The 22,077-nt window shown below is 26.5% G+C and carries 21 protein-coding genes, 4 tRNA genes, 2 rRNA genes and 1 other RNA gene; 10 read left to right on the top strand and 18 right to left on the bottom strand.

Features of this window, described 5'->3' with window-relative positions; genetic code table 11:
- The 11 genes from secE to ung form a co-directional block, all read right to left on the bottom strand.
- Positions 1-378: a preprotein translocase subunit SecE gene (gene secE / locus GJT86_RS01645; RefSeq protein ID WP_168920547.1), complete on the bottom strand. Its 378-nt coding sequence runs from the start codon at positions 376-378 to the stop codon at positions 1-3.
- Between the two features lie 162 nt (positions 379-540).
- Positions 541-1,725, bottom strand: coding sequence for an elongation factor Tu (gene tuf / locus GJT86_RS01650; RefSeq protein ID WP_168920548.1), 1,185 nt, complete (start codon positions 1,723-1,725; stop codon positions 541-543).
- A gap of 61 nt (positions 1,726-1,786) precedes the next feature.
- Positions 1,787-3,892, bottom strand: coding sequence for an elongation factor G (gene fusA, locus GJT86_RS01655; RefSeq protein ID WP_168920549.1), 2,106 nt, complete (start codon positions 3,890-3,892; stop codon positions 1,787-1,789).
- A gap of 113 nt (positions 3,893-4,005) precedes the next feature.
- Entirely contained in the window at positions 4,006-4,476 is a 471-nt protein-coding gene (rpsG, locus tag GJT86_RS01660) for a 30S ribosomal protein S7 (protein WP_168920550.1), read from the bottom strand.
- A gap of 37 nt (positions 4,477-4,513) precedes the next feature.
- On the bottom strand, positions 4,514-4,885 hold the full coding sequence (rpsL, locus tag GJT86_RS01665; protein ID WP_168895683.1) for a 30S ribosomal protein S12: 372 nt from the start codon (positions 4,883-4,885) through the stop codon (positions 4,514-4,516).
- Positions 4,886-4,969: 84 nt separating this feature from the next.
- Positions 4,970-5,272, bottom strand: a complete 303-nt coding sequence (tusB, locus tag GJT86_RS01670) for a sulfurtransferase complex subunit TusB (RefSeq protein WP_168920551.1) — start codon at positions 5,270-5,272, stop codon at positions 4,970-4,972.
- Positions 5,273-5,290: 18 nt separating this feature from the next.
- Entirely contained in the window at positions 5,291-5,653 is a 363-nt protein-coding gene (gene tusC / locus GJT86_RS01675; protein ID WP_168920552.1) for a sulfurtransferase complex subunit TusC, read from the bottom strand.
- Positions 5,653-6,039: a sulfurtransferase complex subunit TusD gene (gene tusD / locus GJT86_RS01680; protein ID WP_168920553.1), complete on the bottom strand. Its 387-nt coding sequence runs from the start codon at positions 6,037-6,039 to the stop codon at positions 5,653-5,655. Before tusD ends, tusC begins: the two co-directional genes overlap by 1 nt.
- A 104-nt stretch (positions 6,040-6,143) precedes the next feature.
- Positions 6,144-7,307 (bottom strand): FKBP-type peptidyl-prolyl cis-trans isomerase, encoded by a 1,164-nt coding sequence (fkpA, locus tag GJT86_RS01685; RefSeq protein ID WP_168920554.1) that lies wholly within the window; start codon positions 7,305-7,307, stop codon positions 6,144-6,146.
- Positions 7,308-7,436: 129 nt separating this feature from the next.
- Positions 7,437-8,558 carry an aspartate-semialdehyde dehydrogenase gene (asd, locus tag GJT86_RS01690; RefSeq protein WP_211080493.1) on the bottom strand — a complete coding sequence of 374 codons (1,122 nt, stop codon included), beginning with the start codon at positions 8,556-8,558 and terminating at the stop codon, positions 7,437-7,439.
- A 131-nt stretch (positions 8,559-8,689) separates the two neighbouring features.
- On the bottom strand, positions 8,690-9,310 hold the full coding sequence (gene ung / locus GJT86_RS01695) for a uracil-DNA glycosylase (protein ID WP_168920662.1): 621 nt from the start codon (positions 9,308-9,310) through the stop codon (positions 8,690-8,692).
- Between the two features lie 215 nt (positions 9,311-9,525).
- Here ung and rpsF point away from each other — a divergent pair, with 215 nt between their 5' ends.
- The 10 genes from rpsF to trpS all read left to right on the top strand — a co-directional run bounded on the left by rpsF (position 9,526) and on the right by trpS (position 17,588).
- Positions 9,526-9,882 carry a 30S ribosomal protein S6 gene (gene rpsF, locus GJT86_RS01700; protein ID WP_168920556.1) on the top strand — a complete coding sequence of 119 codons (357 nt, stop codon included), beginning with the start codon at positions 9,526-9,528 and terminating at the stop codon, positions 9,880-9,882.
- Between the two features lie 63 nt (positions 9,883-9,945).
- Complete coding sequence (rpsR, locus tag GJT86_RS01705) at positions 9,946-10,173, top strand: 30S ribosomal protein S18 (protein ID WP_168895690.1); 228 nt, start codon at positions 9,946-9,948, stop codon at positions 10,171-10,173.
- 16 nt (positions 10,174-10,189) lie between these two features.
- Positions 10,190-10,645 (top strand): 50S ribosomal protein L9, encoded by a 456-nt coding sequence (rplI, locus tag GJT86_RS01710; protein WP_168920557.1) that lies wholly within the window; start codon positions 10,190-10,192, stop codon positions 10,643-10,645.
- 60 nt (positions 10,646-10,705) lie between these two features.
- An RNA gene (ffs, locus tag GJT86_RS01715) (signal recognition particle sRNA small type) lies at positions 10,706-10,802 on the top strand.
- Between the two features lie 28 nt (positions 10,803-10,830).
- Complete coding sequence (dnaX, locus tag GJT86_RS01720; protein ID WP_168920558.1) at positions 10,831-11,958, top strand: DNA polymerase III subunit gamma/tau; 1,128 nt, start codon at positions 10,831-10,833, stop codon at positions 11,956-11,958.
- 83 nt (positions 11,959-12,041) lie between these two features.
- Positions 12,042-13,925, top strand: coding sequence for a molecular chaperone HtpG (gene htpG, locus GJT86_RS01725; RefSeq protein ID WP_168920559.1), 1,884 nt, complete (start codon positions 12,042-12,044; stop codon positions 13,923-13,925).
- A 282-nt stretch (positions 13,926-14,207) separates the two neighbouring features.
- Positions 14,208-14,738 (top strand): shikimate kinase AroK, encoded by a 531-nt coding sequence (gene aroK, locus GJT86_RS01730; RefSeq protein ID WP_168920560.1) that lies wholly within the window; start codon positions 14,208-14,210, stop codon positions 14,736-14,738.
- Positions 14,739-14,769: 31 nt separating this feature from the next.
- The gene (gene aroB / locus GJT86_RS01735; RefSeq protein WP_168920561.1) at positions 14,770-15,858 is read left to right on the top strand and encodes a 3-dehydroquinate synthase; all 1,089 of its coding nucleotides are present in this window, start codon (positions 14,770-14,772) and stop codon (positions 15,856-15,858) included.
- 42 nt (positions 15,859-15,900) lie between these two features.
- Entirely contained in the window at positions 15,901-16,572 is a 672-nt protein-coding gene (rpe, locus tag GJT86_RS01740) for a ribulose-phosphate 3-epimerase (RefSeq protein ID WP_168920562.1), read from the top strand.
- A 20-nt stretch (positions 16,573-16,592) separates the two neighbouring features.
- Entirely contained in the window at positions 16,593-17,588 is a 996-nt protein-coding gene (trpS, locus tag GJT86_RS01745; protein WP_168920563.1) for a tryptophan--tRNA ligase, read from the top strand.
- A 14-nt stretch (positions 17,589-17,602) separates the two neighbouring features.
- Here trpS and GJT86_RS01750 read toward each other — a convergent pair whose 3' ends face one another.
- From GJT86_RS01750 to GJT86_RS01780, 7 genes are all read right to left on the bottom strand, one after another.
- A complete protein-coding gene (locus tag GJT86_RS01750; RefSeq protein WP_168920663.1) occupies positions 17,603-18,241 on the bottom strand; it encodes a cyclic nucleotide-binding domain-containing protein in 639 nt (212 codons plus the stop codon).
- 96 nt (positions 18,242-18,337) lie between these two features.
- Positions 18,338-18,413 (bottom strand) — tRNA-Thr (locus tag GJT86_RS01755).
- Positions 18,414-18,445: 32 nt separating this feature from the next.
- Positions 18,446-18,520 (bottom strand) — tRNA-Gly (locus tag GJT86_RS01760).
- Positions 18,521-18,562: 42 nt separating this feature from the next.
- Positions 18,563-18,647 (bottom strand) — tRNA-Tyr (locus tag GJT86_RS01765).
- Between the two features lie 24 nt (positions 18,648-18,671).
- Positions 18,672-18,744: transfer RNA gene (locus tag GJT86_RS01770), tRNA-Thr, on the bottom strand.
- Positions 18,745-18,826: 82 nt separating this feature from the next.
- Positions 18,827-18,942 (bottom strand): 5S ribosomal RNA (gene rrf, locus GJT86_RS01775).
- A 90-nt stretch (positions 18,943-19,032) separates the two neighbouring features.
- A 23S ribosomal RNA gene (locus GJT86_RS01780) occupies positions 19,033-21,968 on the bottom strand.
- Positions 21,969-22,077 lie beyond the last annotated feature (109 nt).

Consider the following 22,077-nt stretch of genomic DNA (forward strand, 5'->3'; position numbering starts at 1 on the left):
TCATCTAATTAAAAAAGATATTAAATAAATTAAGGAATAATCTAACAACCAGAGAATTATAGAAATTATCACAGTTATTATAAATACAATAAATGTCATTTGCAAAGTTTCTATATATGTCGGCCAAAAAATTTTATATACTTCTACAATAGATTTTTTTATAAATGTGGAAATTATTTTAAATTTTTTAGTAGATAAAATAACATAACCCATACATATCATTAATACACTAACTAAAAGATCACGAAATATTTCTTGTATGTTTTGATATATATAATTATATATTATAATTAACACTAATAATGCTATACTAATAGTCCATTTTATATATTCTATTATATATGCAACTTTATGTCTCTTAAAACCTAAAAAATTCATTTTAGATTAACCAATAAAATAAATTAATAGAATTACTATATGATAATATGTAAATTATAAACAATATTTAATGTTTAATAAACATATATAACATGATAATTATTTTTTAAAAGGGAAATTTTATATTAAATTCCCTTATATAAACCAATAAGTTATCAATAATTATTCTATAATTTTTGTTACTACTCCTGCACCTACAGTATGTCCACCTTCACGAATCGCAAAACGTAAACCATCAGACATAGCTATAGGATGTATTAATGTGACATTCATATGAATATTATCTCCTGGCATAACCATTTCAATTTCTTTCGGTAATTCTATAGTACCAGTTACATCTGTTGTTCTAAAATAGAATTGGGGACGATAACCTTTAAAAAAGGCTGTATGACGTCCACCTTCATCTTTAGTTAAAATATATACTTCAGCTTCAAATTTTATATGTGGTTGTATAGAACCTGGTTTAGCTAAAACTTGACCTCTTTCAATATCTTCTCTTTTAATACCTCTTAATAAAATACCAACGTTTTCACCTGCTCGTCCTTCGTCTAATAATTTACGAAACATTTCTACACCTGTACAAGTAGATTTTATTGTTTTTTTAATACCTATAATTTCTACTTCTTCACCTACTTTAATAATACCCCGTTCAATTCTACCAGTAACTACTGTACCTCTTCCAGAAATAGAAAAAACATCTTCAATTGGTAATAAAAATGGTTGTTGTATTGCTCTAACTGGTTCTGGAATATAATCATCTAAACATTTTGCTAATTCAACAATTTTTTGACTCCAATGAAGATCACCTTCTAAAGCTTTTAATGCTGAACCATGAATAATAGGAGTAGTTTCTCCTGGAAAATCATATTGTGTTAATAAATCACGTACTTCCATTTCTACTAATTCTAATAATTCTTCGTCATCTACCATATCGCATTTATTTAAAAAAACGATAATATATGGCACACCTACTTGTCGTGCTAATAAAATATGTTCTCTTGTTTGTGGCATTGGTCCATCAGTAGCTGCAACAACTAATATTGCTCCGTCCATTTGTGCAGCTCCTGTAATCATATTTTTAACATAATCTGCATGCCCTGGACAATCTACATGTGCATAATGCCTTTTTTCAGTATCATATTCGACATGAGAAGTATTAATAGTAATTCCTCTTTCTTTTTCTTCAGGAGCATTATCAATTTGATCAAATGATTTTGCAGAGCCACCGTATTTTTTTGATAATACTGTTGTAATAGCAGCAGTTAATGTTGTTTTACCGTGATCAACATGTCCTATAGTACCAACATTAATATGTGGTTTAGAACGTTCAAATTTTTCTTTAGCCATAAATAAATTCCCTAATTATTAAGTTGTTGATTAAAAAATTTATTAAAATAATATATATTTATTATATGTTTTTTGTTTCTATAATATTTTTTACAATATTATGTGGTGTTTCAGTGTATTTAAAAAATTCCATGGTATAAGAAGCTCTTCCTTGTGTATACGATCTTAAATTAGTAGCATATCCAAACATCTCTGATAATGGGACACAAGCACGTATAATATGACTATTAGCAATATGACGCATACCTTCTATTATACCTCTCCTACGGTTTAAATCTCCAATAACATCACCCATATACTCTTCTGGAGTATCAACTTCTACTATCATAATAGGTTCTAATAGTACAGGATTGGCTTGTTTAAACGCCATTTTAAATGCTATAGATGCAGCTAATTTAAATGCTAATTCTGAAGAATCTACATCATGATATGAACCAAAATGTAATCTTATTGCTATATTTACTACTGGATACCCAGCCATTGGACCTGATTTTAGTTGTTCTTGTATACTTTTATCTATCGCTGTAATATACTCACTAGGTATTACACCACCTTTTATATCATTAGTAAACAAATAACTAACATTATTTTTATTTGATTCTAATGGTGATATATCTATAACAACATGACCGTATTGTCCACGACCTCCTGTTTGTTTAATATATTTACCTTCTATATTATAAACATTACTTTTAATAGTTTCACGATAAGATACTTGGGGTTTACCTATATTTGCAGAAACATTAAATTCTCTTTTCATTCTATCTACAATAATTTCTAAATGTAATTCTCCCATACCAGCAATAATAGTTTGATTTGTTTCTTTATCTATCCAAGTTCTTAAAGACGGATCTTCTTTAATTAATCTATTTAACGCTAAACCCATTTTTTCTTGATCAATTTTAGTTTTTGGTTCTATGGCAATAGAAATAACAGGTTCTGGAAACTCCATTTTTTCTAAAATAATATTATTTTGTATATCACATAAAGTATCACCTGTAGTAACATTTCTCAAACCAATAGCAGCAGCAATGTCGCCCGAATAAACTTTTTTAATTTCTTCTCTTTTATTAGCATGCATCTGTACTAATCTGCCAATGCGTTCTTTTTGTTTTTTAATAGAATTTAAAATAATATCTCCACTATTTACTGTACCAGAATATACTCTAAAAAAAGTTAAATTACCAACAAAAGGATCATTAGCAATTTTGAATGCTAATGCAGCAAATGGCTCATTATCATGATTTTTCCGTATTAAATTTTGTTTCTTAGATATATCTTGAATAGGCGGTATATCCATAGGAGAAGGTAAATAATCAATAATAGCATCTAATAAAGATTGTACACCTTTATTTTTAAAAGCAGAACCACATGTAATTAATGTAATTTCATTTTTTAATACTCTTGTTCTTAATGAAGTTTTAATTTCTTTTTCTGTAATATCATTATTATTAAAATATTTTTCCATTAAATAATCGTCTGTTTCTACTGCTGCTTCTATAAGTTTTTGACGCCAAAATTGAAATAATTTTGTCATTTTTTTTGGTATTATATCGTAATAACAATTTATGCCATATTTTTTTTCATCCCAATACATTGCTTTCATTTTAATTAAATCAATAATACCTATAAATTTTTCTTCGGAACCAATAGGGATTTGTAATGGTATTGCAACTGTAGATAAATTATTTTTTATTTGTTCTATAACATGAAAAAAATTAGCTCCTATACGATCCATTTTATTTATAAATGCAATTCTAGGTACTTTATATTTATTAGCTTGTTTCCATACGGTTTCAGATTGAGGTTGTACGCCGCCAACTGCACAATAAATCATTACAACACCATCTAATATTCTCATGGATCTTTCTACTTCTATTGTAAAATCAACATGTCCTGGAGTATCAATAATATTGATTCTATGTACATTATATTGATTAAACATTCCTGACCAAAATGCTGTAGTTGCGGCAGATGTTATAGTAATACCTCTTTCTTGTTCTTGTTCCATCCAATCCATAGTTGCTGCGCCATCATGAACTTCACCTATTTTATGATTTACCCCAGTATAAAATAAAATTCTCTCGGTAGTTGTAGTTTTACCCGCATCAATATGCGCACTAATACCAATATTACGATATTGTGTGATAGGAGTAGTACGACTCATATGAAACCTCTGATTATAATATATAAAACACAAATATTAGTTTTTCATATTAACATGGTAAAACAATATATATTTTATATTTAAAATGTCCATTCATAACTTATGTATGATAATTACCATCGATAATGAGCAAAAGCTTTATTCGCTTCTGCCATACGATGTACTTCTTCTTTCTTTTTAATTGCATTACCTTTTTTATTTATTGCATCAAACATTTCATGTGCTAATTTTAAAATCATGGATTTTTCATTACGTTTTCTAGCTGCATGTACTAACCATTTCATAGCAAGAGTATTTCTTCTAGTAGGTCGTACTTCTACTGGTACTTGATATGTAGAACCACCTACTCTTCTAGATTTAACTTCTACTATGGGTTTAATATTTTCTAATACATTACTAAAAACATCTATAATATTCATAGATCTTTTTTCAGAAACTATTTTTAATGCAGAATATACAATATTTGTTGCTATAGATTTTTTACCATTAAACATAATAATATTAATAAATTTTGACAATAATTCTGATGAAAATATTGCATCAGGTACAATTTTTCTTTGACTAATAATACGTCTACGAGGCATAATATGTCTTCCATATTTACTATATTAAATTAAAATATCATTTAGTTTGTTTAACGCCATATTTTGAACGGCCCTTTTTACGATTTTTTACTCCTGAACAATCTAATGTACCTCTAATAGTATGATAACGTACGCCTGGTAGATCTTTTACTCTACCACCTCTAATTAAAACTACAGAATGTTCTTGTAAATTATGTCCTTCACCAGCAATATAAGATGTTACCTCATAACCATTTGTTAAACGTACTCTACATACTTTACGTAAGGCAGAATTAGGTTTTTTAGGAGTAGTAGTATATACTTTTGTACATACACCACGTTTTTGTGGACAAGAATTTAGAGCTGGAACATTACTTTTTGTTTTTTTTCTAGTTCTAGGTTTACGTACTAACTGATTAATTGTTACCATTAAATAAAATCCTATTGTAATATTATTATATTATAAAGTTATTATATAATGTATATTGGAATTATGTATATGTATTTTTAAACATTATGACCATAATATTTGTTGTTTATGTTTAACGGTTAAATCAACAAACTGTTTATAATCTATAATAATAATTTCTTTACTAAAGTTATTTAATAATCCTCTAGTTACAATATCATTTTGTATAGCAAATATAGATAATTGTTTTTGATATTTCATATGTCTTATTTTTTTATAAAAAATACTATTAGATAGACCTGCCAAAACACCATCTTGTATTAATATAAGATCATCATTTTTATTTAAAATATCTAACAATAGAACAAAATTACAACATAACGGTGAATTTGATAAAATATACAACATAGTAGTACGATTTATTTGTTAAAAATTCATAATAATATCATAATGACTGATACATTTGTTCCACAAATTGGGTTGTATATATTTTACAGGTATAACCCAATTATCTATATTATCATTAATTCCTAAAATATTCATTGATTTTTCACATACAAAAAATTTATTTATATTACATAATAGTAACATTTTAAATGTTAAACTATTATTAGGTAAAAAAACATTTCTTGATTTTTGTTGTGATTTAATTTGTAAAACACCATCAGATATAAAAAATAATGCTATATCCTCAATAAATGAGGATATAGAAATAACAATATCTAGTCCTTCTTGTCCAGAATTATTACCATATGGTGCTTTAGAAAAAATAATAGCTACATTATTCATTAAAATTGTACGAAACGATCACACGATAATATAAAATTTGTTAATGTTACTAAATTAGTAATTTTAAAATTACTATTTATTAACATAAAATGCTTATTTTGTTTATATAAAATTTTTTCACATTCCAAACCTCTTTGAACCAGAGATTTTACACATATAAATAATTCTATATTATATTTTATACTTAATTCTATCCATAGCTGTGTTAAATTTAATCTATCTTTAGTAATAAAATTGTTATTAGCATTATATACACCATCACAATAAAAAAATATGTTTTTTAAATAATGTTTACCTTGTAGTAATAATGCTTCAGCAAAACAATATGCAGAATAAGCATTCTGTGCATTAAATGGTGCTTTTGTTACTAATAACACAAAAATCATATAAAGTACCTTATAAAGATTAAATATTAACTACAAGTATAAGAAGAATGATCTTACATAATATCATTATGTAATGATATTTATCATTTTTTATTATAAAAATTTTATTTTTGATGTGATTTTTTTACTATATTTTTATTATGTTTATGTTTTTTAACATTAGTAGCATGTAATAATTTTTTATGTACTATATTATGTTTATTATGATGTTGTTGACGGTTAAAAGAACTAACATTATATTTAAAATCTAATAATTCAATATCAAAAACAAGTGTAGAATTCGTAGGAATGCCAGTAATTACATCATGATTATAAGCTAAATTATATGGAATTACTAATGTTATTTTCCCACCTTTACCAATAAGTCTTAATCCTTCTTGCCAGCCAGGTATTGTTTTATGTAAATCCATAATTAATGGTTGTTTACGAATATAAGTATTATCAAATTCAACACCACTTATTAATTTACCAATATAATTTACTTTGACAAATATTTTTCCTTTTTTAGGAAGTTGTAATTTACCTTTTCTATATATTTTGTATACAAGACCAGTACGTGTTTTTTTGAATTTTTTATTTTTAATTAATTGGTTAACAAACTTTTTACCTGCAACTATATTTACTTTAGATTGATTTTTTACAAAGTTCTCTGTAGAATTTTTTACATCAGATTCAAATTTTTGTAAAATTTTTTGTATTTCTTTTGCAGGAATTAATAATTCTTTATGTTCTAAGACATCATGTATACCACGTAATACATATTTTTTATTTACTACAATATTAAGTTTTTGTTGTTCATCAAAAGAATCTTGTAAATATTGTCCAAAAGAAACACCTAATGCATATGATACTTTTTGTTCTTCACTTTGTATGATTAGTTCTTCTTTATTAATATCACTACTATTATAACTATTAGTTATATTATCATTTTTAATAGAATTTATTAAATTATTACCTTGCTTATTTAAAGATTCTGTATTGATAATATTTGTTGAACCAACAAAATGATTTTTTAAAGTTTTTTCTAATTTATTATCATTAGTAGTATTATCTTGATGTTCTACTGCCTTATTATCTAATTTATCATCTACAACTGTATCTGTTGTTTTTTGTGATAATTGCGAATTATCTTTTTTAGAATTAGTATTTGTGGATTTTGTTTTACTACTCCACCAACTGATATTTTTTAAAGCAGATGCTTTTAACATAGGTACATTTAAACTCACAGTTAAAATCAATACAACTAATATTGATAACTTTTTATTCAAAAATCGCATTGTCTACTCCAAAATAAAATTATAAAATTTCTATGTATATAAATAAGATAAACTGTTATCTTATTTATAAAATATTACTGATAAACAATAAAAAAAACAAGATAAAAATATACTAATTTTTTAAATTATATTTGTTAATAATTTAAATATTCTTCTTAATGGTTCAGCTGCCCCCCATAATAATTGATCTCCTACTGTAAATGCAGAAAAACAATTTTTATCTATATTTAATTTTTTTATTCTACCAATTGCAACATTTAGTGTATTATTTGTAGCTTGAGGTGTTAAATATTTTTTTGTATTTGTATAATCATTAGGAATAATTTTTACCCATTTATTATGTAATTGAAGAAGTTCAGTAATATTATTAATTGATAGTTCTGTTTTTAATTTTATCATAAAAGATTGGCTATGAGAACGCAATGTAGGTACTCTAACACAGATTCCATCTATGGGTGTAATAGATTTATTATCTAATATTTTATTTGTTTCAAATTGACCTTTCCATTCCTCTTTAGTTTGCCCATTATTCATTTTTTGATCTATCCATGGAATGACATTATTAATTAATGGGATAGTCAAATGTTTTTTAGGAAATAATTCATTTTGCATAATACTAGCAATTTTTCTTTCTAATTTTAAAATATTTAACGTATTATCATTAATAATATTATGTATATGATCATTAATAAATTTATTTTGTAATAATAATTCTTGTATAAATTTAGTACCTGCACCTGATATTGCTTGATATGTCGAAACAAAAACCCATTTGATCATATCCTGTTTAAATAATTCTCCTAATGCCATTAACATTAAACTTACAGTACAATTACCACCTACAAAAGTTTTAATGCCCATATCTATTTTTTTTTTAATTACATGTAAATTAATTGGATCTAATACAATACATGAGCATGGTAATGAACGTAAATATGATGCTGCATCTATCCAATAACCTTTCCAATCATGTTCATGCAATTTATGATATACAATACGTGTATATTCACTACCTTGACATGTAATAATTATATCTAAGGATAATAATAATTGAAGATTATATGCATCTTGTAACGTTGGATGTATATTAATATTTTTATATTGAGGACATTGTTCGCCTACTTGTGAAGTAGTTAAAAAAAATATTTTAGTATTATGAAAATCATTTTTATATAACATTCTTTTTAGTAAAACTGATCCAACAATACCACGCCATCCTGCAAAACCTATATTTTTCATTATTCATTTTACCTTTATGTAAACATATCTATTTGAGATATAATTAATTTTTTGAATATTATCTCTGTATAAATATAATGTATATCTTACATAAATAAAATCATTAAGTATTTATCATTTGTATATATTATTATTTATATGATAGGTTTTATGAACCAATTTACAGGAGTAATATTATGAGATTGCAAGTAGTTATTTGCACGAGAAAAATGTTTACATATATAAAATCCTTTATAAAAAGAAAATGGTGAAGGATGTGAAGTACATAATATATGATGTTTGTTTTTATCAATTAAAATATTTTTTTGATGTGCTTTTTGCCCCCACAAAAGGAATACTATATGAGTACAGTATTGATTAATTACTTTAATAACATTATTTGTAAAAATTTCCCAACCAATATTAGCATGTGAATTTGGCCGATTTTGTTCTACTGTTAGTATAGTGTTTAATAACATTACACCTTGTTTTACCCAATCTATTAAATAACCATGATTAGGTATATAAAATTTTGGTATATCGTATTGTATAGCTTTATAAATATTTTTTAATGTAGGCGGAATTTTAGTTTTAGGCATAACAGAAAAAGCTAAACCATGAGCTTGATTTATACCATGATAAGGATCTTGACCTAAAATAACTATTTTTAACTGATATAAATTTATTATATTAAATATATTGAAAATATATTTTTTAGGAGGATAAATAATTTTGCCCTGTAAAATATCTGTATTAATTTTATGAATAATTTTTATAAAATAATCTTTTTTTTTTCTTTATGTAAAAAATGTTGCCAACTATCTTTTAACATAGTATTTAACCTTTATAAGGATAATATTGTTATACATTTATAATGCTTATGTAATTGGATTATACTATAATTAATCTATATTAAACACTTGTTAAGTATATTAAATAATAATTTTGTAGTGATCAATACTTAAAATTTTAACTCATAAGGAATATGAATGTGAAATATTATGAAATAGTATTAATGATACATCCGGATCAAAGTGAAAAAATTAATAATTTTATTACAATATATAAAAATTATATTCAAGAACAGCAGGGATCTATAACAAGGTTAGAAGATTGGGGTAGAAGACAATTATCATATCCTATTAACAGAATGCAAAAAGCACATTATATCCTTATAAATATCATGTTAAAAAATACAAATAATATTATAATACATTTAGAAAAAAAATTTAAAACCAATGAATTTATTATGAGATATTTTATTATGCAAACAAAAACAAATCGTATAACTATCTCATCTATTTTAAAAATTAAAAATGAACGGCAAGCACAAAACAAAAGAATCTAGTATTTTGATAGAAATATATATTTTATTTACTTATTATTTACATAAAATTTATAGGAATGTAATATGATACGTTATTTTAGACGTCGTAAATTTTGTCGTTTTACAGCAGAAAAAATCAAAGAAATTGATTATAAAGATATACATATTTTAAAAAATTTCATTACTGAAAGTGGGAAAATCGTTCCTAGTAGAATTACAGGAACAAAAGCTAAATATCAAAGACAATTATCTAAAGCTATTAAAATCGCAAGATATTTATCTTTAATAACTTATACTGATCAACATCAATAATGAGTAATATATTATTATGCAAATTATTTTATTAGATAATTTTATAGGATTAGGTAAAAAATCTGAAATAATTAATGTTAAGCCAGGATATGCCCGGAATTATTTAATTCCTAAAAATATAGGTATATTAGCAACACAAAAAAATATACATTATTTAAAAAATAAAATACAAGATTTTAAATTTAAACAATTACAAAGTTTTAAAAATGCAGAAATACAAGCAAAAAAAATGACTGATATAAAACATATTACTATTCAGTCTAGAGCAAGCAAAACAGGTAAATTATTTGGTTCTATTAATAAAAAAAATATTATTTTAGCTTTAAAAAATATGAATTTTAATATAGAAAAAAATATTGTTATTTTGCCAAAAGGATCTATTAAATATTTAGGACAACATATAGTATATTTTCATTTTCATAAAAAAATTATAGTTAAAAAAAATATTAATGTTATTAGTTATCATAAATAAAATTATTAAAAATAATTATTGCTTTATTTACAATATTATTTTATAATTATGAAAAGTAACGTAATTATTTTAAACAATATTATTTTTACAAACCCAGTCAGGTCTGGAAAGAAGCAGCTGTAGTAAAAACAATATGTGTTAAAAGAATAGTTGCGTTATTTTCTTTTTATAATATATTATTAAATATGTTAATGGTAATATATTTAATACATATGAATTCTCAAGTATTAGCACGTAAATGGCGTCCACAAAATTTTGATGATGTTATTGGACAAGAACATGTAGTACAAGCAATGAAAAATAGCTTAGCTACAAAAAAAATACATCCATCATGGATTTTATCTGGTAGTAGAGGTATTGGTAAAACTACTTTAGCAAGAATTTTTGCTATGGGTTTAAATTGTAAAAAAGGTGTTACAAATAAACCATGTAATCAGTGTAATATTTGTTGTAATATTAAAAATAGTACGCTTTTAGATGTTATTGAATTAGATTCAGCTTTTAAAACTAAAGTTGAAGATATTAGAGATATTTTAGATACAATTAATTATTTACCTGTACAAAGTAGGTATAAAATATATATATTTGATGAATTTCATATGTTATCTAAACATAGTTTCAATGCTTTATTAAAAATCATAGAAGAACCACCACAACATGTAAAATTTGTATTTGCCACTACTGAATTACATAAAATACCTATTACAATACAATCAAGATGCATACAATTCCATTTAAAATTAATTGAAGATAATTTAATTATAAAGAAAATAAAACATATTCTTGATTTAGAACATATATGTTTTGATATAAACATACTACCTATAATAGCTCATACTGCAAAAGGCAGTATGAGAGATGCTTTAAGTTTAACAAATCAATTAATTGCTATGGGTGATTTATCTACTAAAAATTTACGTGCAATATTAGGTATTATTGATAATAAGTATCTTTACTTATTATTAAACGCTTTAAAACATAAATCTAATAATGAAGTTTTTGATTTAATGGATCACATACGTGCTTTTTATGTTGATTGGGAAAATATTATTACAAAGATATTGTTATTGTTACATAATATTTTAAAAATCAAAATGTTACATATACAAGATAACAAAAATATTTTACATAATTTAAATATAGATATGAAAGAAATATATTATCAAAAATTATTAGATATTTTTACAATAGCAGATATTATTTTTTTAAATAAAATTTTTATTAATGGTAAAATTAACTTATATTTATATCCTACACCGCAAATTGGTTTTGAAAAAATTATACTAGAAGCTATTACTTATTTTCATAAGTAATTGTGTAAAATATCATGTATATTTAAAATGTTCTTTTTAAGATAGAAAAACATAATTTTAATTTATTGTATAGGATTAAAGTAATGGAAAAACCAAAAACTAAACAATTTCAATCTGAAGTAAAACAATTATTACATTTAATGATACATTCTTTATATTCAAATAAAGAAATTTTTTTAAGAGAACTAATATCAAATGCTTCTGATGCAGCTGATAAATTAAAATTTGCAGCATTATCAAATAATGATTTATACGAAAATAATTCTTTATTAAAAATACAAATTCAAATAGATAAAAAAGAAAAAACATTAACTATCCATGATAATGGTATTGGTATGACGTATAATGAAGTTATTGAAAATTTAGGTACAATTGCCAAATCTGGAACTAAAGAATTCATTGAATCTATTAAAAACAACCAAAATAATATAGATAAAAATACTCAATTAATAGGACAATTTGGTGTAGGATTTTATTCTGCGTTTATTGTTGCACATGAAGTTTTAGTAAAAACAAGAGCAGCAGGATTATCATATACTCAAGGAGTATTATGGCATTCCAAAGGCGAAGGAGAATATAATATTACTTATTGTACAAAAAAAACACGAGGAACTAGTATTATATTAAAAATTCGTGATAATGCTAATGAATTTCTTGATACATGGCGTATTAAAAATATTATTAGCAAATATTCTAATCATATTGCTTTACCAATAGAAATTGAAACTTTTGATAAAAAACTAAAGAAAAATATTTGGGAACAGATTAATATAGCCCAAGCTTTATGGTTACGTAATAAAAATGATATTAGTGATAATGAATATAAAGAATTTTATAAACAACTAACACATGATTCTGCTGATCCTTTATATTGGAGTCATAATCGAGTAGAAGGCAAACAAGAATATGTTAGTTTGTTGTATATTCCTTCTAATGTGCCGTGGGATATTAGAAACCGTGACTATAAAAGTGGATTGAAATTATATGTACAACGTGTATTTATCATGGAAGATGCTGAACAACTATTGCCTAAATATTTAAGATTTATACGTGGTTTAGTGGATTCTAATGATTTACCATTAAATATTTCTAGAGAAATTTTACAGAATAATACTGTTATTCGTAATATGAAAACAATGTTAACAAAAAAAGTTTTAAACATGTTATTAAAAATTACGGAGACACAAGATTTATATAATACTTTTTGGAATAAATTTGGTTTAGTTCTTAAAGAAGGACCTGCTGAAGATTTTAATAATAAAGATCTTATTAATAAATTATTACGTTTTGCATCTACATATAATAATAATAACCAACAAACAGTTTCATTACAAAATTATGTAGATAGAATGATCTCAGGACAAAATAACATATATTTTTTAACAGCAGATAATTATAATACAGCAATTAGTAGTCCACATTTAGAATTTTTTATTCAAAAAAATATTGAAGTTCTACTATTAACAGATCATATTGATGAATGGATGTTAAGTTATATTACGGAATTTTCAGGTAAAAAATTACAATCTATTAGTAAACAAGATGATACACTTAATGAGTTAATTAATAAAGATAATAAAACAGATACTGTAAAAATAGAAAAACAATTTAAACCTCTTTTAGAGAAAATACAGAAAATATTAGGTAATAAAATTAAAAAGGTATCTTTAACAAATAGATTACTTAATACACCAGCTATTGTGACTACTGATACAAATGAAATGAGTACACAAATGGCAAAATTATTTGCTGCTGCTGGACAGAAAACACCAGAAATTAAGTATAATTTTGAAATTAATCCACATCATGTTTTAATTAAAAAAAGTTTAAATATTACTGATGAAAATAATTTAACTAAATTTATTAATTTATTATTGGAAGAAGCTATTTTAGCAGAAAAAGGTACATTAGATAATCCTAATCAATTTATTAAAAATATAAATTATTTTTTATCTTTATCCATATAATATATTATATTATAATATAATATAATATTTCTTTGATAAGATAATATAATTATTATCTTATCTTAGAATTATAAGAAAAATAGCTTTATAACATAAAATGTTATGTATTAATAGTAATAATGACTATTGTTAAAAATATTGTTATAGCTATTTAGCGTTAAATATATTTAAACATGATATTAAAAATATTTAATGATATATAGTTTTTTTATTTTTAATAATATAAAAATTTATAAATCACAAATAGATATTTAAATTAACTTATTAAATAATAGAGATAAAATGGCAGAAAAAAGAAATATATTTTTAATAGGACCTATGGGTGCTGGGAAAAGTACTATTGGACGGCAATTAGCTCATTTATTAAATATGGATTTTTTCGATTCTGATCAAGAAATTGAACGTCGTACTGGTGCTGATATTAGTTGGGTTTTTGATGTTGAAGGAGAAGAAGGTTTTAGACAAAGAGAAAAAAAAATTATTAATGAAGTTACTCACAAACAAGGTATTATTTTAGCAACTGGTGGAGGTTCAATTTTATTAGAAGAAACAAGAAAAATATTATCTTCTAGAGGTATTGTAATATATTTAACCACAACTATAGAACAACAATTAAACAGAACAAAAAGAGATAAAAAACGTCCTTTATTACATAAACAAAAAAATCTAATATCACAAAAAAAATTTTTTCAAACTTTAGCTAAAGATAGAAATCATTTATATGCTAGTATAGCAGATATTACCATTGCAACAGATGAACATAGTGCTAAGATAGTTGCAAATCAATTAGTACATTTATTAGATAATATTTAAATATATTATAAATATTTTAAGGATTACAAATATGTATTCTTTAATGGTATCAACACAAAAACAACAATATCCTGTACACATAGGTTTTAATTTATTTAATAAACAAGAATCATTTAATTTTTTAACAAAAAATTGTCAAATAGTAATTATAACTAATGATACTATTTTTAATTTATATTTTATAAAATTCACTAAACAACTGAATTTAATGAATATAAAAACTAATTATGTTCTTATACCAGAAGGAGAACAATACAAAACATTACAAACTCTAAATATAATTTTTACATATTTATTAAAAAATCATTATAATAGAGATGTTATATTAATTGGTTTAGGTGGAGGTGTTATTGGCGATATTACTGGTTTAGCTGCTGCTTTATATCAAAGAGGCATAAAATTTATACAAGTACCTACTACTCTATTAGCACAGGTAGATGCTGCTATTGGAGGAAAAACAGCAGTAAACCATATTTTAGGAAAAAATATGATCGGCAGTTTTTACTCACCTATAGCAGTAATTAGTAATTTAGATTGTTTATACAGTTTATCTAAAAGAGAATTTATTTCTGGAATGTCTGAAGTAATAAAATATGGTATTATTTTAGATAAATTTTTTTTTAATTGGTTAGAAAAAAATGTAAATAAAATATTAAATTTATGTCCTAAAGAAATTAATTATTGTATAAAAAAATGTTGTTCATTAAAAACTAAAGTAGTGATAAAAGATGAATATGAACATAATCATAGATCATTATTAAATTTAGGACATACTTTTGGACATGCTATAGAAGCAAAAATGAATTATACATGGTTACATGGTGAAGCTGTTTCAGTAGGTATAATTATTGCAACCTTAATTGCAGAAGAATTAAAAATATTACAACATCAAGATACTATTAGAATTATTAATATATTCCAAAAATATTCATTACCTATACACAGTCCGTCAAATATGAATGCAGAACAGTATTTAGAATATATTTATAGAGATAAAAAAATATTAAAAAATAATATACGCATTATTATTCCAGTAGAAATAGGAAAAGCTATTATTTATAATATAACTGAAAATATGATTCTGAATGCTATACAAAAAATACAAAATATAAATTTATAATCATAAACACAAAAAAAATTAATTGTAATAGACTAAACTTATATGACTAAATGTTTAATAGCCGCGTCAATTCTATCTGCTAATTTTGCTTGTTTGGGCCAAGAAATAAATGATGTTATTCACGCAGGAGCTGACATTATACATTTTGATGTTATGGATAACCATTATGTTCCTAATATTACTATAGGGCCAACAGTTTTAAAAGCAATACGAGATTATGGCATTAATTCTATTATTGATGTACATTTAATGACAAAACCAGTGGATAATCTTATTATTCCTTTTGCTCAAGCAGGAGCAGATTATATTACCTTCCATCCTGAAAATACATATCATGTAGATCGTAGTATTAATTTAATTAAACAATGTGGTTGTAAAGTAGGTTTAGCTTTAACTCCGACAACACCTTTAAGTTATTTAGATTATGTATTAGAAAAAATAGATATTATTTTAATTATGGCCGTAAATCCTGGTTATGCTGGACAAACATTTTTACCTGTTATTTATAATAAAATACAAAATATTAACAATATAGTAAAAAAACAGACAAATAAAATTTTATTGAGTGTTGATGGTGGTATTAATATCAATAATATTTCTAAAATAGTAATTTGTGGTGCTAATATATTAGTTATTGGATCATTTATTTTTAATAATACTATGCCTTACATACAAACTATTAAATATATTAAAAAAAAGATATTTATTAAATAATTTTTTATGAGAAAAATTTTATGTTACACAAACTAACAGTATTTAGTGGTATACAACCAACTGGAATTTTAACTATTGGTAATTATATAGGTGCTTTAAGTCAGTGGGAAATATTACAAAAAAAATATTTGTGTATATACTGTATAGCTGATTTACATTCTCTAACAGTGATCAAAAATATTCATAATGTAAACAAAAATATTTTAGATACATTATCTATATTATTAGCGTGTGGAATCAATCCCGAAAAAAGTATTATTTTTGCACAATCACATGTACCACAACATACACAATTACATTGGATTCTAAATTGTTTTACTAAGTTTGGTGAATTAAATAGAATGACACAATTTAAAGAAAAATATCATTGTAATAATACTAATGCTGTTGCTTTATTTAACTATCCAATTTTAATGGCTGCAGATATTTTATTATATGGTGCACATAAAGTACCTGTTGGTAAAGATCAAATACAACATTTAGAATTAACTCGTACCCTTGCAAAAAGATTTAATAATATTTATGGTAATGTATTTATTACACCAGAAATAATACTTAATCAACATGGTAGTTGTATTATGTCTTTATCTAATCCTACAAAAAAGATGTCTAAAACAGATATAAATACAAACAATATTATTAGTTTATTAGATAATACTACAAGTATTATATATAAAATTAAGCATGCAATCACAGATTCAGATAAACCGCCAGTAATTAAATACGACCTAATAAATAAACCAGGAATCTCAAATTTATTAAATATATTAAGTCATATTACTAATACATCAATATCAAAACTAGAAAAAAAATTCTATGGACAAACATATTACTTTTTTAAAGAATATATTATTGAACATTTAAATTATTTTTTAAACAAACTACGTGAAAAGTATTATTTTTACCGACAAGATGAAAATTATTTAAATAATATTTTAAAATATGGTTCAGAAAAAGCAAATGAAAAAGCTTTAGTTATATTAAATAAAATTTACCATAAATTAGGTTTAAAATAATAAATTATTTACAACTAACGTGCGCCATACACAATAATTGTTTTACCATGTGCTGAAATAGTATTTTGTTGTTCTAAAATTTTTAATTTTCTGCCAACAGTTTCTCGTGAACATCCAACAATTTTACCAATTTCTTGTCTAGTAATCCTAATTTGCATTCCATCTGGATGTGTAATAGCTACTGGAGATTTTGCTAAATGCCATAAAGCGATTGTAATTCTATTAATTACATCTAAAAAAACTAAATTACCAAATTTAGTAGATATATAATCTAATTTATCTGCAATTTGTAAAGCAATATTAATAATAATATCATTATTAATATTAATAATATGGAAAAATTTTTTATATGATATCGATGCAATGACACATTCTGTTTTTAATTGGATCGTAGTAGTGCTATATTGATATTTTTTATTAAAAATTCCTAATGTTCCAATAAAATTTCCTGTATATAAATAATATAATATTATTTCTTTATTAGTGATACTATTTTTTAATAAAACTATAACATTACCTTTAATAATATAAAATAAATGTTTAATAATTTGTCCTTGATGTATTAAAATTTTTTTAGCAGAATATTTGTTAATTTTACAAAAAGATAAAAACCATTTTAATGTAGAATTATCTTTTTGTGTTTGTAACACTATCATTTTTACATCCTTTGCCTAAACAATTATTTTAAATATATTAATTAACAAAAAAATAACTTAATTTACTATATAAGTACATATGTATTAAATATATGCTGATACCCAGATTTGAACTGGGGACCTCGCTCATACCAAGAGCGTGCTCTAAAACCTTCTGAGCTATACCAGCTAATATATTGAGAATGAATGATATATGTTTTTTGGAGCAGACAACGGGGATCGAACCCGTATTTTTAGCTTGGAAGGCTAAAGTAATACCCATTATACCATGTCTGCAATTTAATAATTAATAATAAATATATAATGTATTATATATGGTGGTGGTGGGAGTAGGATTCGAACCTACGAAGTTAAAAACGACAGATTTACAGTCTGCTCCCGTTAACCACTTGGGTATCCCACCAAAAATATATAATTATGTTTACCATGCCGGTTACCGGGATCGAACTGGTGACCTACTGATTACAAGTCAGTTGCTCTACCATCTGAGCTAAACCGGCATAAAATACATGTTATTTAAAAAAAAGTTTTTAAAGATAACATAAACTTTATTTTATAAATAACTATATTATCATACTATATCCCTAGTATTTACTTACTCTAACATAGGGAAACCCTACACTACCATCAGCACAACAACGTTTCACTTCTGAGTTCGGAATGGATTCAGGTGGTACCATTGCGTTATATATACTAGGGATAAAATAAAAACAAAATTAAATTATGATATTGTCTAATTTGTTAATAATAATCATTTTATTATTTATTAAAAACGATTCTGGTGTTGTAAGGTTAAGACTCACGGGTGTTTATTAGTACTGGTTAGCTCAACATATCGCTATGCTTACACACCCAGCCTATCAACGTCATAGTCTTTAACGTCCCTTTAGGGATATTTATAAATATAATAAATATCCAGGGAAGAATAATCTTAAGGTAAGTTTCGCGCTTATATGCTTTCAGCGCTTATCTCGTCCGCATATAGCTACCGGGCAATGCCATTGGCATGACAACCCGTACACCAGAGATGCGTTCACTCCGGTCCTCTCGTACTAGGAGCAACTCCTTTCAATCTTCCAACGCCCACGGCAGATAGGGACCGAACTGTCTCACGACGTTCTAAACCCAGCTCGCGTACCACTTTAAATGGCGAACAGCCATACCCTTGGGACCTACTTCAGCCCCAGGATGTGATGAGCCGACATCGAGGTGCCAAACACCGCCGTCGATATGAACTCTTGGGCGGTATTAGCCTGTTATCCCCGGAGTACCTTTTATCCGTTGAGCGATGGCCCTGTCATATAGAACCACCGGATCACTAAGACCTGCTTTCGCACCTGTTTGAACCGTCATTCTTACAGTTAAGCCAGCTTATGCCTTTGCACTAACCTCACGATTTCCGACCGTGATTAGCTGACCTTAGTGCTCCTCCGTTACTCTTTGGGAGGAGACCGCCCCAGTCAAACTACCTACCAGACATTGTCTCTGGTCCGGATTCACGGACCTAGGTTAGAGTATTCAATACTCAAGGGTGGTATTTCAAGGTTGACTCCATACTAACTGGCGTTAGTATTTCATAGTCTCCCACCTATCCTACACATCAACATTCAATACTCAATATCAAGCTATAGTAAAGGTTCACGGGGTCTTTCCGTCTTGCCGCGGGTACACTGCATCTTCACAGCAATTTCAATTTCACTGAGTCTCAGGTGGAGACAGTCTGGCCATCATTACGCCATTCGTGCAGGTCGGAACTTACCCGACAAGGAATTTCGCTACCTTAGGACCGTTATAGTTACGGCCGCCGTTTACCGGGGCTTCGATCAAAAGCTTCTCATAAATGATAACTTCATCAATTAACCTTCCGGCACCGGGCAGGCGTCACACCGTATACGTCCACTTTCGTGTTAGCACAGTGCTGTGTTTTTAATAAACAGTTGCAGCCAGCCGTTATCTTAGGCTGAATTCAGCTCCAAAAGTAAATTTTGTTACTTACTATCAGCGTGCCTTCTTCCGAAGTTACGGCACTATTTTGCCTAGTTCCTTCACCTGAGTTCTCTCAAACGCCTTAGTATTCTCTACCTGACTACCTGTGTCGGTTTTAGTACGATTTAATGTTACTTTACGTTTAGAGGTTTTTCTTGTAAGTATGGTATTAATTACTTCAATACAATTAAGTATCTCGTTATTACGCCTTAATATTAATAATTATCCGGATTTGCCTAAATAATTTATCTAAACGCTTAAACCAGGACAACCATCACCTGGATAATTTAACCTTCTTCGTCCCCCCATCACACATAACACCAAGTACAGGAATATTAACCTGTTATCCATCGATTACGCTTTTCAGCCTCACCTTAGGGGTCGACTAACCCTACCTCGAATACCGTTGGATAGGAAACCTTAGTCTTTCGGCGAATAGGTTTTTCACCTATTTTATCGTTACTCATGTCAGCATTCGCACTTCTGATATCTCCAATAAATTTTACAATCTATCTTCAACGACTTACAGAACGCTCCTCTACCCAATAAGTATAAAACTTATTGTCACAGCTTCGGTGTATAATTTAGCCCCGTTATATCTTCCGCGCAAGACGACTAGACTAGTGAGCTATTACGCTTTCTTTAAATGATGGCTGCTTCTAAGCCAACATCCTAGCTGTTTATGCCTTCTCACATCGTTTCCCACTTAATTATAACTTTGGGACCTTAGCTAGTGATCTGGGTTGTTTCCCTTTCCACAACGGACGTTAGCACCCGCTGTGTGTCTCCCGTGATAACGATATTCGGTATTTGTAGTTTGCATCGGATTGGTAAGTCTGGTGGACTCCCTAACCGAAACAGAGCTCTACCCCCGAATACGAATTACACGAGGCGCTACCTAAATAGCTTTCGAGGAGAACCAGCTATCTCCCGGTTTGATTGGCCTTTCACCCCTAACCACAAGTCATCCGCTAATTTTTCAACATTAGTCGGTTCGGTCCTCCAGTAAGTATTACCTTACCTTCAACCTGCCCATGGCTAGATCACCGGGTTTCGGGTCTATATCTTGCAACTTAACGCTCTATTCAAACTCGGTTTCCCTACGGCTCCCTTATACAGTTAACCTTGCTACAAAATATAACTCGCTGACCCATTATACAAAAGGTACGCAGTCACACATTAAATCATATGCTCCTACTGCTTGTACGTATACGATTTCAGGTTCTATTTCACTCCCCTAACCGGGGTTCTTTTCACCTTTCCCTCACGGTACTAGTTCACTATCGGTCAGTCAGTAGTATTTAGCCTTAGAGGATGATCCCCCTATATTCAAACAGGATTTCACGTGTCCCGTTTTACTCTTTAAGAATATTAATATCATGTTTTCATATACGGGACTATCACCCTGTATCGTATATTTTTCCAAATATTTCTATTATCATAATTTTAATGTATATCTTTCTTTTGGGCTGTTTCCGTTTCGCTCGCCACTACTAAGAAAATCTCTATTGATTTCTTTTCCTCAGGATACTTAGATGTTTCAGTTCTCCTGGTTCGCTTCATTATTCTATATATTCAAATAATGATAATACATAGTTACATGTATTAGGTTACCCCATTAGGAAATCGTCAATTAATAGCGTTTCTTATCAACTTATTGACGCTTTTCGCAGATTAGTACGTCCTTCATCGCCTCTGACTGCCAAGGCATCCATCGTATACGCTTATTTACTTAACCTTACAACCCACAATCGTCTTGTAATAATGAAATGTTATAAAAAAGATATTTTATAACAAATTAACACTTTAATATTACAATAATTTAATTTTAATTTTTAAAGAACATA

Origin of the sequence: Enterobacteriaceae endosymbiont of Macroplea appendiculata, assembly GCF_012571605.1 — a bacterium.
Classification (GTDB): Bacteria; Pseudomonadota; Gammaproteobacteria; order Enterobacterales; family Enterobacteriaceae.